Genomic DNA, 14,119 nt, shown 5'->3' with positions numbered 1-14,119 from the left:
CAGTCTAATGACAGACAGTGATAATCAACAAAAATGGCCAGCGTTACCCGCTACATTAAGTAACATAGCAGTTACAAGAAATAGCAGTAAGTACGAGTCGGTAAGTTCTAATTATTTTAAGGTGGGGCATCCTAGATTAGTATTCATGGCTGAAAATGATGAACACGTTTCGCACGTGGTTGAGTACGCTGGAAATGTGCAGCGTTTTGTTGGACATCAAATTCCTTTTTCTGTTCGTAGTGGTGGACACGGTATAACTAATTATTCAGTTAATGATGATGGTATCATTATTGATCTATCACAGATGAACCAAGTGAACATACTTGATGAGGCTAAAGGTCTTATTAAAATCCAATCTGGTGCAGTTTGGGGAGATGTGGCTGATAAAATTAGTAACGCCGATTTAGTTTTGTCTAGTGGTGACTTTGGCGATACAGGTGTTGGTGGTTTAGCAACTTCCGGTGGGTTAGGTTTACTCGTGCGGAAACAAGGATTGACCACTGATCGAATAATAGGTGCAACGGTCATTACTGCTGATGGGAAGAAGCGTAATGTTAACAAAGAAGAAAATGGCGACTTATTTTGGGCAATTCGTGGCGGAGGTTCACAAGTCGGTATTGTTACTGAGTTTGTTTTTCAAGCCGACCAAGTCAAACCAGCAAAAACAGGACAAAAATTACCAATCGGTTTGCAAAAGTTGTCATATAACGTGACCGACTTATCGAATTTTTTGTTTGCATGGCATTCTTGGATAACAACTACGACTGAAAACATGAGTAGTTTATTAATGCTAACCAAAAGCGACAGTACTTCAAGTATTATTTCGGTGCAGGCAACTAACATCTGGTGCGGTGAAAAAACAGATTCGTGCGAAAAAAATTTTAATGACGCACTAAACATCGCCAAAGTTGAAAAACAAGATGAGAGCAATTTGAGTTATCATACATTGGTTCAGGCACCGCATTTACCACACAAAGGGGCGAATAACGTCTATGTCAAAAATGTACTGTTAACTAAAATTGATGATTATTTACTTAATGCATTGCATACCATGTTAAAATCTAGTGCAGTCATGGGCATTGAAGTGCGTGCTATTGATGGTCCTATAAATCAGTTGTCGCCTGATTTTGATGCTTGGTCCTTTCGTGAAGCAACGTTGTTTGTTGCTGTGTGGGGTGATGCCACACAATCAAGCTTATTGAATCAATTGTTCAAACCGCTACAAGACCATGGATGTGGTGTGTATGGTGCTTATTCCAGTGATACCAGTAAGTTAGAGACAGAAAGATCATGGTCACGTGATACGCGTGAACGATTGCAACAAATTGTTAAAAAATATGATTCAAAACATATTATAAACCAGTCTAGATATGCATAAAAAGAGCAGAGATATATTTGACTATATCTCTGCTCTTTTTTATAGTTTTTTTTTCATTTTTATATCAGTTGTTTCAAAGCCAGCTTTTTCGTAAACGTGTATAGCGCGAGAATTAGTACCAAAAACGTGTAAGCCAATTGAGGTGAACCCCAGAGCTTTTGCTTTTGTGGAAGCTAGTGTGATGGCTTGAGAACCAAACCCATTATTTTGATAGGCATCATAAATTTCAAAGTCGAAAATAAAAGCGATGTTCTTGTTTTCACTGTCTGGTCCAAGCCAAATATAGCCAATAACGTTGTCGCCATTGATAATGGAGAAGAGAAAGTTATTAGGAGTGTTTAATCCATCTGGCAATAATCGATCATATGTTAGTCTTGCATTATCCAGCGAATTTTCCTGTGTCCAGCTACCGGCTTGCACTTTTTCCAAAGCGTATTCTTTGATTGATCTACTCATATAGTCATCAAAATGCGCTGCTGTCATTTTTTCCAATCTTAACATTGTTATCTCCTAGTATTTAGTTACTTAGTATATCACAATTGCCCTAAAGGGCAAAAAGTGTGCCCTTTTGTACGATGTGTAAGCTCTTTTTTGTTGATACAGTTAATATATATTAATTTTGAAGGAGAAATAAACGAATGGGTAATGCACTCGGAAAGTTAGGGGCATGGATTTTTCGACATGCTAAACTAACAATTTTTGGATTTTTTGTAACACTTGTTATTTCAGTTGTTGCAGCACTTAGTTTTGGGATTAGTTTCGATAGTGCAGGAATGACAATACAAGGTTCGCAATCTGAAAAAGCGAATACGTTAATGGAAAAAGAATTTCCTAGTACTAAACAAACTGGAGGGCAAGTGCAAATTGTTTTGCATTCCAAAAATGGTGAGCCATTAAATACTGCCGAGAATCAAAAAGTTATGGCTGAATTATTTCAGGACGTGCAAAAAAATAAACATGTAAAAATGGTTGTGCAACCGGCTATGCTTAACAGTTTTAGTAAAGATGGCATGACAGCTACAGCTCGAGTAATGTATAAAGAAAAAGCTGCCGATGTTTCAACAAAAACAATTGATTCATTAGAAAAATCAATTAAAATTACAAAGAAAGAAAGTATACAAACAGAGTTAACATCAAGTGATGTAACAATATCAGCTTTGGATAATGGTGAAAAAGCTGAGGTAGTAGGACTTGCTATAGCATTTGTTATTTTGGCTATCACTTTTGCTTCATTACTTGTTGCTGGTATTCCTATTTTATCAGCAATATTAGGCTTAGCAATTGGAATGATGTTAGTTCTTATTTCGACCAATTTCTTATCCGTTGCAACTTTCTCAATGTCACTAGTTGGTATGATGGGTCTAGCAGTTGGTATTGATTACGCATTGTTCTTAATTTCTCGTTATCGTCAAGAATTGCAAGAAAAGAGTAAGCAGGAAGCCTTATCAGCAGCAATGTCTACGGCTGGAACTTCTGTTGTATTTGCTGGAGCAACAGTTATTGTTGCTTTGTTAGGCATGACAGTTCTAGGAATTGATATGTTATCAGTTATGGGCATTACAGCCGCAATGGCTATTGTGACTGCTATCTTGACATCATTAACATTTGTTCCGGCTATGTTGGTGTTACTCGGTGATCGCGTTACAGGTAAAAAGCCTAATCGTGTATTATCAGTGTTTAGCAAGATGAGAATTCACGGTGGTTGGGGTAAGTTCGTTACTAAGTATAAGCTAGCCTTGACTGTTCTTGTTATCGCAATTTTAGGAGTAGCAGCAACACCATTTGCGCATATTAATTTGGGATTACCAAATGATGCAATCAAATCTGACAAGTTAACTGAACGACGTGCGTATGATTTGCTAACAGAAGCTTATGGTAAAGGGAGTCAGGCAACTTTAGTTGTTTTGGTAAAAACTTCAGAACAACAAGATATTCAAACAGTTACGAATGATATCAAAAAGTTAAGTAATGTAGCTGCAGTTTCGCAAGCAACACCAAGTAAAAACAATGACTATCAAATGATTACAGTTCAGCCAAAAACTGATTCTAATGCCGTCAAGACAAAAGATCTAGTACAAAATATTCGTGATTTAGAAAAGAATAATAATGTGCCAAATCTTTATATTACAGGCTCTACGGCAATTAATATCGATATGTCTGATGCTTTGATGAAAGCTTTACCTAAGTTTGCTATTTTGATTGTTGTGTTCGCCTTTGTATTATTGACTGTAGTATTCAGATCATTACTTATTCCAGTGGTTGCCGTAGCAGGATTTATATTATCATTGGGTGCAACACTTGGGTCAATTGTCTTTATTGTTCAAGACGGTCACTTTATTAATTTGATTGGAATCTCAACTAAGGGGGCAATTCTTAACTTCTTGCCAGTATTGGTTATAGGTATTATGTTCGGCTTAGCGATGGATTATGAAGTATTTCTTGTTAGTCGTATTCGTGAAGAGTATTTGAAGACAAAAAATACAAAGCAAGCAGTTATTGCGGGAATGAAAGATAGCGGACCAGCTGTCGTGGCGGCGGCATTTATTATGATGGCTGTGTTCTCTGGATTCATTTTTGCAAGTGATGCTACCGTAAAATCAATGGGGTTAGTATTAACTGCAGGTATATTATTTGATGCCTTACTTGTACGATTGATTTTGGTTCCAGCAACAATTGCTTTGTTTGGTAAAGCAAGTTGGTATCTACCTAAATGGTTGGAGAAGATATTACCAAATGTTAAGATTGATTAATAGAATAGACAGAAAGACTAGGCTATAATAAATTAAAGCTTAGTCTTTTTTGAAAGGAAAAATATGAAAACCGATATTGAAACGGAGACAAGAAAATACATTTTACTGCTGTATAGATGGCCAATGATATTTTGGAGCCTAATGATGTACTTTTTGGCTTTTTATCTTAAAAGTACAGCCGCGACACCCTCTAATATACAATCTGTTGCTTTTTTCACACTGTTTTTTATTCAAGCACTAATTAACTATAAAAGTGTTCAAATTCTTGCTGTGAATAAGTTACTGTACATTCTTTCTGAAATTGTAATAATTATTATTTCTGGTATTTTAATTTCACCCGGAGAAACAGTTTTATATATGAGTATGTTACCTGTAATTGGTATACAAATTATTTCATTATATGATATTAAGCTTAAAACATTACTGTTTATATTAGCTCCCGCACAAATAATAGTTATCGTTATTCAACTGATTAATAGTGGATTATTTTTAGCATTAATGGCTGCTGAAGCTTCGGCATTTTTGAATACTATTATTTTTTTAGCATGGCGATTTTATCACAGACAAGTCAGTCAAATGATTAAAACAAAACATTTGTTGGAAGAACTACAGTTAACATATACGGAGGTAAAAGAAATATCACAGCAAAATGAACGCAATCGAATCGGGCGTGATTTGCATGATACTTTGATGCAGGGATTGGCTGGCGTTACTATGCAACTGGAAGGCATAAAATCTTTGCTCGATAATAATAAAACTGAACGAGCAATAAAAGAAATCAATAAAACAATTAATTTATCTCGAAACTCATTAAAAGAAGCACGAGCAGTTGTATACGATATGCGTAAAAGTAGTACGACAAATATTGATTTATATAATCGTTTAGATCAACTAGCTAAAGTTTTCTATGAAAACTATGGTCTCAGTGTCAACATTAAAATTGGTTCAGAAATTAAATTGCCACAGGATTACTTAGAAGAAATATTGAAAATCGTCTCTGAAGCACTGACTAATATTGTTAAGCATTCAAAAACTGATGTTGCAATTGTGAAAATATCTCTTGATGATGTGCTCTATATTGAAGTGATTGATTATGGTATTGGTTTTAACGTTGGTACTGGAGAGAGAAAAGTAAATCATTTTGGACTCAATTCAATTTATGAACGTGTTGCGAACTTGAAAGGACAAGTTAAAATTGACAGTCACGTTGGAGAAGGGACAAAAGTTAAAATTTCCATTCCGACAAAATTAAGGTGGCAAAATGAGTAGTAAAATTATGATCGTGGACAATCACTTTATTATACGTGAGGGGCTTAAACTAATTTTTGAAAGTCATTCAGATTACGATGTTGCTTATGAAGCAGCTGATGGGGATGAGGCTATTGATATCATCAAGCAATCTCAAGTTGACTTAGTTTTATTAGACATTAAAATGCCTAAAAAGGATGGTTTTGAGGTTATGTCTTTCATTCATGATCATTTTCCAAATCTTCCCGTCGTGGTACTGTCAACCTTTGATAATATTGTGAATATACAACGGATGTTAAAGTTAGGAGCGAAGGGTTATTTATTAAAAGATGCTAGTACCGAAACAATTTTCACAACAATTGACAGTGTAATAACTGGAAACATGGTGTTACAAAACCAGATTACAGACATTCTATTCTCTCAGAATCAGGCAGAAAAAAGACCAGAAAAAACACAAGACTACAATCTATCAGAAAAAGAACTTAAAATATTATCTCGTGTTGCTCGGGGAGTGAAAATTAAGCTAATTGCGCTAGAGATGCATCTTTCAGAACGAACTATAAAGTCTAATTTAACTGACATTTACATCAAAATGAACGTATCAACAGGAGTTCAAGCCGTGGCTTTAGCTGTTAAAAATAATCTAATTGATATTGATTAACATATTTTTCGTACTAAAAAAGCAGACTTGTCATCTGCTTTTTAAATTACTAGAAGTTAGGATATAATATATCGTATGACAATTAATTACAGCAGAAGCCTTGTAAATCAGAGCCTAATTATAAAAAGATGCGCACACGAACTTCAAACTGCAAGATATCAATATCATGATTTTTTATCGATTGGTATTGTTGAAGGTGGCAGTTGTATTGCAAATGTTGATAAAGTGAGGCACATTAAAAAGAATACTTTGATCATTATTCCTAGTCAGTTAGTCCATTGGTGTCAGCCAATGGACATAGTGAACTGGCGTTACACGATGCTATATATAGCACCGAATGCACTTGAATATCAGTTTAATCAACCGATGACAATTAAATTAACTAGCAGACAAATGCAACAGATTAAAATGATTATGGATTCTGCTATATATGGACTGTCTGCTGCGGATATATTGACGAAAATTATTAATGTACTCGATAATGAAGAAATATCATCTTTTCGGACCGTGAATTCGGCAGAAAAGATGGAGACTAGACGATTCGAAAATGTTCAACATTACATTTCTAATAATTTTCATAGTGAATGTAATGTTGAGACACTAGCTAACATATCAGGATTGAGCAAGTTTTACTTTACCCGTTTGTTCAAAGAAACTTTTCATATCTCACCAGCAAAATATTTGATGAACTATCGTATGAATAGGGCTGTGAAGGACTTGTTAGATAATACAAATTTGTCGATGTCGGAAATTGCTCATCAAAATGGTTTTTTTGACGAAAGTCATTTTGACAAACTTTTCAAGCAGTATCACGGTGTTTCACCAAAAAAATATCAATTACAATTATCTTAACATTGGTAAGCTGCCGCTAAAATGATTGACTTTCTTTTCGCTACCATATAAACAAATCCCCAAAAAGTTAAGATCCGAATCTGTACTCTGCTTGAGCTTTACTTTATATTCTTCATAATTATTGACTTTTTGTGCTATGTCCACAAACGAAGTAACCTCAATTTCTTCGTACTGGCTAGCTTGGCGGTGAATCTCGTTAATTTTATTTGAATCAGCTTTTAAAATAGGAATGGGAATATTGACAATACCAGGATAAAATTGATCGTTTTTATCATAAGTATCTTCTCCGTTGATTTCAGGATGCGTCTTACCTAATGAACAACCTAATATGCTTGCTGTATTGGCAACAAGACCAATTGGCAGTTCAGGATCTACTATTACAACACACTTCATTTTCATTTTTAACTTTTCCTTCTTTGCAAAATTTTCCATGTGTATTATTAAAACATGTTCTAAAAAGAAGGTATTGTATAAACTTGCTATTTAAGCAAAGACGAAATTTTTTTATATAATTTTACGAAGAACTAATTCTTTGTAATTTTTTTAATTCCCTAGACAGCTTGTTTCTTAGTTGCGTAAGTTTTTCTTGTGTTGGGCAGTTGTTTTCATTGAACATGATTTTCTTGTTTAACCACCAAACTGGCCCTGGTGTTGGCGTATCATTTTTTTGCCTAGGAAATAAGTGCCAATGGACGTGTGCGTCGCCGTTACCAAGTAGTTCACAATTCATTTTTTCAGCGTTGAAAGCTAACGCAACGGCTTCGTTAACAAGACACATTTCTTCCAAAAATTTGCGTTTGAAATCTGTTTGTAAATGATGCAGCTCGGTTACGTGTTTTTTAGACAAAAACAAAGTATATCCTTCAAAATATTGATGATCACCAATAACAACATATCCTGTTTCTAGTTCAGCAACAAAGTAGGGATTAGTGCCTTCTTCAATCATTTTAATTCTTCGGCATATTTCACAGTTATTCATTTCACAACCTGAGTTTCGTTATTTATTTAGACCATTATATCATTACTTAAACGAGTGAATTACTAAAACAAAAGATTCTGCAAATTTGAAAGTAACACATATTTATCATATGAGTACATGTGTAACTTTAATTCAATCCTTTGGCATGTGTTACAATATCCTCAGTAATGTAAAGAGGTTTGATAAAATGGATACTTGGAAAAAGCTATATGAAGCTGCTAAAAAACAGTATCGTCCGACAGAAGTAAACGAATTTATCTATGCGCATCATGTTGTTAGTGCCTTGGAGGCAGAAAATGACGATATATATACTGGATTTTGTATTGAAGGTCTATGTGGAACGATGAACCTTTGTGCCGAGAGAACAGCTGCGTTGAATATGTATTTAAATAGCGATCAAACTAAAATAAAGAAAATAATTGCTTTTAGAGATGCGGCTCCAGTTGATATTACGGGTATGCCGTGTGGCGTTTGCCGTGAATTCTTAATGCAACTTTCTTTAGAAAATGCAAATACTGAAATTATGGTAGATTATGACAACAGAGAGTCTGTTACCTTGAAAGAACTACTGCCAAAGTGGTGGGGGCATACGCGGGAATGATGATATCAAAAAAGAAACCATAAAATTTGGTTTCTTTTTTGATATCATAATAAAAATTTGTAAAATCTAGTAAGTATGTTAATATCTATATATGAAAATAAATTCATGCAATAATTAGGAGGCTTTTATGTTGAAAGATGTATTGACCGCAATCTTTTCTTATATAGGAACAACAACGGATTATTTTGTTGTTCTACTCTTGCTCTTTGGAAAATATAGTACAAAACAAGATACGAAATTAGTTGTTTTAGGCGCTTACTTAGGAAATGGATTACTAGTACTTATTTCAATTATTATTGCGCTTGTATTACAGCAAGTTCCGGAGGAATGGCTTCTTGGATTGTTGGGTATTATTCCAATCATAATCGGGGTAAAGGGGTATTTTAGTAAGGAAGACGAAGGGGAAGAGATAGAAGAAAAATTAAAGATAATTAAACCAGATGCTATTCTTTGGGACGTGTTGGTAATCACTTTTTCTGCCTGTGGCGCTGATAATATGGCGCTATATATACCATATTTTACGATACTAAATCTTCAAATCTTACCGATCATTTTAGTCCTGTTCATTATTATCTTGACGTCTGTGATCGTGGCAGCATATAAGTTAGTAAAAGTACCAATCGTAAAGGCATTTTTTGATAAACAAGGCGATTTAGTTCAGTTAATTGTGTATACTTCATTAGGGCTATATGTTTTAGTAGAGGCCGGAACTCTTCAGCGCCTATTACTGTTAATCTATTAAAACCTTTAGTATATAATGATAGGTAATGGTATTTAAGATGGAGAAAATAATTATGTTAATGGGATTAAATCATGATCAATTTGTTTTAGTGCAGAGAGGTACAAAAACAATTGAAATAAGACTCAATGATGAGAAGCGAGCACAATTAAAAATTGGGCATAAAATCTTATTTACTGATTTAGAGAATAATAATCAAATTATGGTTAGTGTGAACCAATTATACAAATTCACTACATTTGCTGATCTCTATGCGCAATTTAATGGAGCAACGGTTGGGAGTAATTCAACAGACAATATCGAAAAAATGGTTAATGATACTTATGAAATATATACTCCCCAACAGGAGAAGCATTACGGGGTGTTGGCTATTGAAATGTTGTTATGTGATCAGTAGTCAATGCTTTAAAAAAATTATCCAATTACTAAGAACGTAGTTTACGGCATTTTCTAGGTTCTGAACTGTAATAATATTCTTTTTTGTTGATTTTGATTGTCAATAAAATAATTGAGGCTCGAATTTACCTGTTGCAACATGAATACCTAACATTTGACAATTCTGAGTTAATTGAATATATGATGAAAATCGGGCACCAATAATGATGGATTGTTTGTTTTGAAAACACCCAGCAGAAAGTGAACGATTGCAAGCTGGTTTGAAGCCGGGGGGACAAATGGTTTGAAGTTTGCCTTTGCTGGCAATGAAGCCACTGATTGGACGGTGTATGCTGATACATTAGTTGCACTTTATGAAAAGGCGCCAGAAAAGCAAGCATCAAATCAAAGTAAAACAACTACTAACCAGGCCGACAAAGCAAAAGGTTAATAGCTTCATATGTATAGCAGAAAGGTTAAAGGCTGATTAAATAATCGGTCTTTTTTGGTTGTTACAATGGCACAAAAAAAATTTATTTTAGTCTTATGGTTGAGGTTTGGCTCATCTATGTTGGTTTCAGTTTACTAAACCAAATAACGATCAAGCTTTTTTTACCAATCATTTTTCAAGATTTCACAGATTTATCTGATAAATTACACAACGTAGTTTGAACCTTTAATCCTTCAACCGAAAATTTTGTAGTTGAATTATCTAGTTAATATATTATTTGAACAAAAATATTTATTCCGACAAAAAAATTGTACCTAAAATAGGATTTTGCATGCTCGAAATAAATACTATTTGGTCTTTTAAATACTCCGGTTCTTTTTCTGAAATCTCTAAAGAAAATTTGATAGAAGAAAGGGCAATATTTGAGTATAAAAGTGCTGTAAATTCTTTAGTAAATTTTAGTTTCTTATTAGATTTTTCTAGCCATTTAAAGCAGTTTTTGTACAGTATTTGCTGTATAGACTTTTCAAATTGAAACTCAGGACTGTTAAGTTTTAAAAGCAATTGAATGTTCTTATTTTGGGAAACAGTATCGTTAGCTATTTTATCAAATGTGGAAAACGGATTTTGATAATCCATTGCTTGAAATCTACGTCGGATTATATCTTCCAAAATTAATGTTGTTTTATCTGAAAAATGCTCTATTAAATCGTATTTATCAGCGAAATGGGCGTAAAATGTTGACTTACTTATTAATGATTTTTTACAGATTTCGTTAACTGAAATTTTATCAAAATTTTTTTCACGAAGTAATGTGTTAAAGGTTTCATAAATGGTATTTGTTGTTTTAAAGATCCTAACGTTCATTTTTCTCCTCTTTATACTGTACTTTATTTCGACAAAGGTACGAATTACTACCATCTATACAGTTTTGTTAGTTGTATGGTAAACAATGAGATATTAAAATTGAAATATCTTAAGCAAGGGAAGTATAACACAAATGTCATTTAAGCAATACACAGAGAACAAACAATTTAATTTACAAATAAATAGATTTGTAAATGATTTTTATGAATCTGATGAGCGGGTCAGTTCAGATTTAGAAAAAATTTTACCGAATTTAACGGATACTGAAAGTTGGTATGCTCAGTGGAATAATATGGCGGAGTATAGAGAAAGCATTGGAGATTTAGATCTAGCATCGATTTATTATCAAGCGTCTGAATTTTATCTTTCACTTGAAGATCCTAAAGAAAGTTTAGCTTATTCAAAGTACAAGAAACTTTTTTACGAAACGTATACTGATTGGAACTTTGAATATAATGATGTTCCTTATGGAGATTCTTCATTGCCATCAGTAAAATTAATCACTCCGAACGCAAAAGAGACTCTCGTAGTTTTTGCAGGTTATGATTCGTTTATGGAAGAGATGGTAAAAGCTATGTCATACCTGAAAGATATAGCGTACAATATTATCATTTTCGATGGGCCAGGACAAGGTGGCGCGCTACGTCGAGGACTCAAATTAGTAGCTGAGTGGGAGAATCCGGTTAAAACTATTTTTGACTTTTATAAATTGAATAATGCAACTATTCTAGGTGTTTCATTTGGTGGCTATCTGGCAATGAGGGCCGCAGCTTTTGAAAAAAGAATAAACAAAGTAATTTGTTTTGATATTTTTTATTCTTTTTTTGATACGTTGAAGATGTCAACTTCTGCTAATATTTATTCTCAAATACTTAATCTATTAAACAATGATAAACGAGTAGAATTGAATAACTTAGTATATAGCCTGATGAGTAAAAGCATTGACTTTGAATGGAAAATTTCCAAAGGTATGGCAAATACAGGTGCGACGACACCTTATTCACTGCTTAAAGAATTTAAGAAATATGATATGACAGATTTGGGAGAGCACATTAATCAAGAAGTATTATTATTAGCAGGATCTGAAGATCAATACATTCCACTATCAAGGATTTACCAAATTCAGAAAGAATTGAAAAACGCAAAAACGATAACTTCCAAAATCTTTAACTCTCCGTCAGGAGGTGAACAACATTGCCAAGCAGGACATCGTGAATTAGCTTTCGATGCGATTAAAAAGTTTTTGGCCTAACATAACCAATAGAGAGACGAAGGAAACCTATGATACTACTCGCAATAATGATTGGTTTTATTATACCAATCCAGACAGCTGTCAATACAAGGCTAAGTTTGAATTTAAAATCACCAATTTTTAGCTCATCTATATCATTTATTATTGGTACAATCTTTTTGGGAATAATTGTTATTTTATCAAAAAGTTACGTTTTAGTTTTGAGCCAAACTTTTTGGAATTTACCCATATGGATTTGGCTTGGGGGAATATTCGGTGTAGTCGCTCTTACTTCAAATATATTATTATTTCCGAAAATAGGTGGAATGCAAACAGTTTTGATGCCTTTAGTAGGTCAAATAATTATGAGTTCACTTATTGATTGTTTTGGCTGGTTTGATTCTGCCGTACACTCATTTAATGGATTGAGATTTTTGGGTATTTTAATGTCATTGATTGGAATTATTATCATAGTGACAAATAATAAAGATAAAAAATATAGCAAACGTTCTAGTTCTAAAAGCAAATTTAAATGGGTAATATTAGGAGTAGTTGCTGGAGCATGTATCTCTGTTCAGTCCTCAATCAATGCACGACTAGGTAGTTTACTATCATCAACTGTTTTGCCAACGTTTATATCTTTTTTGTTAGGAAGTATAATATTAGTTATTATATTGATTACTGCGAATGTAACAGGCGGCACAAAATCGCAAATTACATTATCCATTCGAACTGTCCCTGTTTGGTCTTGGTCTGGTGGACTACTAGGAGCCGTATTTGTCTTAGGGAATGTATTTTTAGTACCGCAAATTGGTATAGGGGTAAGTACTATTTCAATTTTATTAGGCCAAATAATTTGTGGTGTAATTATCGACCAACTGGGTCTCTTCAATGTTCAAAAACAAAGGATGAATATTACTAAATTGTTTGGAATAATTTTACTCATTAGTAGTGTATATCTTCTAAATATATAAACGATAGTGTTGATGTATTTATAACTATAACAATAATTTTATGAATCATTTAAGATTTTGTTTTAAGCAATACCATATTTTAAAGTTGTAGATAATTGACAGGCCGAAATAGAAACTATAATATACTCTGCTACTTAAATTGGTCTAATACAGGATTATTTTTATCATATATACGTAGAAAGGTTAAAGACTGATTATTTAATCAGTCTTTTTTTAGTTATTACAATGGTACAGAAAGTGATTTATTTTAGTTTTAAAGTTGAGGTTTGGCTCATCTATGTTGGGTCTAGTTTTCCTATATTATTACTTTTTATGAGCATGGGTCAATCACTACATGTTGCTATAATAATTGCTAGTGTGCTGACCTTATTATTTATTATTGTTCAAAAAAACTTTAGGGGTTCACATTTAATCAATCAATTACAAAAGAATATTTGAGAGAAAGCATAGGTTACTTATAAGTAGCCTTTTTTATTTAAAAATTATGCAAATCTGGTAAGCTCTGGGTTGTCGGAGCTGTTGCAGTAGCTGGAGTTGCTGTGAGTACTAACGCCACACAAAATAACAAGACTGCTGCATCAACTGCGGGTACTAGTGTTAGTTACACAAGGCCAAGCAAAAGATTCGGTCGATAATGTACAAGATACAGTCAAGAGTAGTGTGTGGCATATCAGTACATTATTAATTATTGGCAGTATTTTATTTGCTTACGGAGTAACAATGTCTTTACCATTAGTAGTTTCTAACATTGGGAAATTTTCAAATAAAAATGATATTTCAGTCACAATTGTCTTGTAGACATTTGTTTTATTTATTGGTGCTACGGTTGGATCGATTGTTACAAAAATAATTAGCAACGCAACTGGAAATTCCAGTTATCCATTTTTATTTATTGCAACACTGTTTATAATTGAATCGGCATTAGAATTAAAAAAATATAATCATCGGTAATTGTCTTATTTCAAAAGATATTTAGTCATGTGCAAATAATATTATTTTTTGTACAATTTTAT

At 33.4% G+C, this 14,119-nt stretch carries 15 protein-coding genes and 2 pseudogenes; 13 read left to right on the top strand and 4 right to left on the bottom strand.

Annotated elements, in window-relative coordinates; all coding sequences use genetic code 11:
- Positions 1-7: 7 nt before the first annotated feature.
- Positions 8-1,378 (top strand): FAD-binding oxidoreductase, encoded by a 1,371-nt coding sequence (locus JNUCC76_RS06215; protein ID WP_454153473.1) that lies wholly within the window; start codon positions 8-10, stop codon positions 1,376-1,378.
- Positions 1,379-1,417: 39 nt separating this feature from the next.
- On the opposite strand, the gene JNUCC76_RS06210 is transcribed toward JNUCC76_RS06215, so the two are convergent.
- Complete coding sequence (locus JNUCC76_RS06210; RefSeq protein WP_454153471.1) at positions 1,418-1,879, bottom strand: GNAT family N-acetyltransferase; 462 nt, start codon at positions 1,877-1,879, stop codon at positions 1,418-1,420.
- Positions 1,880-2,016: 137 nt separating this feature from the next.
- Between JNUCC76_RS06210 and JNUCC76_RS06205 the strand changes: the two genes are divergently transcribed.
- From JNUCC76_RS06205 to JNUCC76_RS06190, 4 genes are all read left to right on the top strand, one after another.
- The gene (locus JNUCC76_RS06205; RefSeq protein WP_454153469.1) at positions 2,017-4,128 is read left to right on the top strand and encodes an MMPL family transporter; all 2,112 of its coding nucleotides are present in this window, start codon (positions 2,017-2,019) and stop codon (positions 4,126-4,128) included.
- 63 nt (positions 4,129-4,191) lie between these two features.
- Complete coding sequence (locus JNUCC76_RS06200; protein WP_454153467.1) at positions 4,192-5,397, top strand: sensor histidine kinase; 1,206 nt, start codon at positions 4,192-4,194, stop codon at positions 5,395-5,397.
- Positions 5,390-6,037: a response regulator gene (locus JNUCC76_RS06195; RefSeq protein ID WP_454153465.1), complete on the top strand. Its 648-nt coding sequence runs from the start codon at positions 5,390-5,392 to the stop codon at positions 6,035-6,037. Before JNUCC76_RS06200 ends, JNUCC76_RS06195 begins: the two co-directional genes overlap by 8 nt.
- 75 nt (positions 6,038-6,112) lie before the next feature.
- Positions 6,113-6,889 carry an AraC family transcriptional regulator gene (locus JNUCC76_RS06190; protein ID WP_454153463.1) on the top strand — a complete coding sequence of 259 codons (777 nt, stop codon included), beginning with the start codon at positions 6,113-6,115 and terminating at the stop codon, positions 6,887-6,889.
- On the opposite strand, the gene JNUCC76_RS06185 is transcribed toward JNUCC76_RS06190, so the two are convergent.
- Both JNUCC76_RS06185 and JNUCC76_RS06180 read right to left on the bottom strand, forming a co-directional pair.
- Positions 6,881-7,321 carry a DUF2000 domain-containing protein gene (locus JNUCC76_RS06185; RefSeq protein WP_454153461.1) on the bottom strand — a complete coding sequence of 147 codons (441 nt, stop codon included), beginning with the start codon at positions 7,319-7,321 and terminating at the stop codon, positions 6,881-6,883. The genes JNUCC76_RS06190 and JNUCC76_RS06185 overlap by 9 nt on opposite strands.
- Positions 7,322-7,403: 82 nt before the next feature.
- Positions 7,404-7,835, bottom strand: coding sequence for an HIT family protein (locus JNUCC76_RS06180; protein WP_454153459.1), 432 nt, complete (start codon positions 7,833-7,835; stop codon positions 7,404-7,406).
- A 220-nt stretch (positions 7,836-8,055) separates the two neighbouring features.
- Between JNUCC76_RS06180 and JNUCC76_RS06175 the strand changes: the two genes are divergently transcribed.
- From JNUCC76_RS06175 to JNUCC76_RS06160, 4 genes and pseudogenes are all read left to right on the top strand, one after another.
- The gene (locus JNUCC76_RS06175; protein ID WP_454153457.1) at positions 8,056-8,469 is read left to right on the top strand and encodes a cytidine deaminase family protein; all 414 of its coding nucleotides are present in this window, start codon (positions 8,056-8,058) and stop codon (positions 8,467-8,469) included.
- A gap of 127 nt (positions 8,470-8,596) precedes the next feature.
- On the top strand, positions 8,597-9,211 hold the full coding sequence (locus tag JNUCC76_RS06170; RefSeq protein ID WP_454153455.1) for a cadmium resistance transporter: 615 nt from the start codon (positions 8,597-8,599) through the stop codon (positions 9,209-9,211).
- 52 nt (positions 9,212-9,263) lie between these two features.
- Positions 9,264-9,605, top strand: a complete 342-nt coding sequence (locus JNUCC76_RS06165; RefSeq protein WP_454156539.1) for an ASCH domain-containing protein — start codon at positions 9,264-9,266, stop codon at positions 9,603-9,605.
- Between the two features lie 229 nt (positions 9,606-9,834).
- A pseudogene (locus tag JNUCC76_RS06160) lies at positions 9,835-10,034 on the top strand (hypothetical protein); the annotation flags it as partial.
- A gap of 291 nt (positions 10,035-10,325) precedes the next feature.
- Here the strand turns inward: JNUCC76_RS06160 and JNUCC76_RS06155 are convergent.
- The gene (locus JNUCC76_RS06155) at positions 10,326-10,901 is read right to left on the bottom strand and encodes a TetR/AcrR family transcriptional regulator (RefSeq protein WP_454153453.1); all 576 of its coding nucleotides are present in this window, start codon (positions 10,899-10,901) and stop codon (positions 10,326-10,328) included.
- A gap of 133 nt (positions 10,902-11,034) precedes the next feature.
- Between JNUCC76_RS06155 and JNUCC76_RS06150 the strand changes: the two genes are divergently transcribed.
- From JNUCC76_RS06150 to JNUCC76_RS06135, 4 genes and pseudogenes are all read left to right on the top strand, one after another.
- Entirely contained in the window at positions 11,035-12,153 is a 1,119-nt protein-coding gene (locus JNUCC76_RS06150; protein WP_454153451.1) for an alpha/beta fold hydrolase, read from the top strand.
- A gap of 29 nt (positions 12,154-12,182) precedes the next feature.
- Positions 12,183-13,106, top strand: a complete 924-nt coding sequence (locus JNUCC76_RS06145; RefSeq protein ID WP_454153449.1) for a DMT family transporter — start codon at positions 12,183-12,185, stop codon at positions 13,104-13,106.
- 533 nt (positions 13,107-13,639) lie between these two features.
- A pseudogene (locus tag JNUCC76_RS06140) lies at positions 13,640-13,741 on the top strand (hypothetical protein); the annotation flags it as partial.
- On the top strand, positions 13,701-13,904 hold the full coding sequence (locus JNUCC76_RS06135) for a hypothetical protein (protein WP_454153447.1): 204 nt from the start codon (positions 13,701-13,703) through the stop codon (positions 13,902-13,904). The pseudogene JNUCC76_RS06140 and the gene JNUCC76_RS06135, both read left to right, overlap by 41 nt.
- Positions 13,905-14,119 lie beyond the last annotated feature (215 nt).

The organism is Leuconostoc sp. JNUCC 76, assembly GCF_053667755.1.
The sequence above is the reverse complement of the archived record's forward strand: the minus strand, read 5'-3'. Positions and strand labels throughout refer to the sequence as shown.

Excerpts from the sequence above, each read along its gene's own strand:
- JNUCC76_RS06180 (WP_454153459.1), bottom strand. The coding sequence starts at position 7,835 with ATGATTGAAGAAGGCACTAATCCCTACTTTGTTGCTGAACTAGAAACA.
- JNUCC76_RS06185 (WP_454153461.1), bottom strand. The coding sequence starts at position 7,321 with ATGGAAAATTTTGCAAAGAAGGAAAAGTTAAAAATGAAAATGAAGTGT.
- JNUCC76_RS06150 (WP_454153451.1), top strand. The coding sequence starts at position 11,035 with ATGTCATTTAAGCAATACACAGAGAACAAACAATTTAATTTACAAATA.
- JNUCC76_RS06205 (WP_454153469.1), top strand. The coding sequence starts at position 2,017 with ATGGGTAATGCACTCGGAAAGTTAGGGGCATGGATTTTTCGACATGCT.
- JNUCC76_RS06175 (WP_454153457.1), top strand. The coding sequence starts at position 8,056 with ATGGATACTTGGAAAAAGCTATATGAAGCTGCTAAAAAACAGTATCGT.
- JNUCC76_RS06215 (WP_454153473.1), top strand. The coding sequence starts at position 8 with ATGACAGACAGTGATAATCAACAAAAATGGCCAGCGTTACCCGCTACA.
- JNUCC76_RS06190 (WP_454153463.1), top strand. The coding sequence starts at position 6,113 with ATGACAATTAATTACAGCAGAAGCCTTGTAAATCAGAGCCTAATTATA.
- JNUCC76_RS06155 (WP_454153453.1), bottom strand. The coding sequence starts at position 10,901 with ATGAACGTTAGGATCTTTAAAACAACAAATACCATTTATGAAACCTTT.
- JNUCC76_RS06170 (WP_454153455.1), top strand. The coding sequence starts at position 8,597 with ATGTTGAAAGATGTATTGACCGCAATCTTTTCTTATATAGGAACAACA.
- JNUCC76_RS06210 (WP_454153471.1), bottom strand. The coding sequence starts at position 1,879 with ATGTTAAGATTGGAAAAAATGACAGCAGCGCATTTTGATGACTATATG.
- JNUCC76_RS06200 (WP_454153467.1), top strand. The coding sequence starts at position 4,192 with ATGAAAACCGATATTGAAACGGAGACAAGAAAATACATTTTACTGCTG.
- JNUCC76_RS06195 (WP_454153465.1), top strand. The coding sequence starts at position 5,390 with ATGAGTAGTAAAATTATGATCGTGGACAATCACTTTATTATACGTGAG.
- JNUCC76_RS06145 (WP_454153449.1), top strand. The coding sequence starts at position 12,183 with ATGATACTACTCGCAATAATGATTGGTTTTATTATACCAATCCAGACA.
- JNUCC76_RS06165 (WP_454156539.1), top strand. The coding sequence starts at position 9,264 with ATGTTAATGGGATTAAATCATGATCAATTTGTTTTAGTGCAGAGAGGT.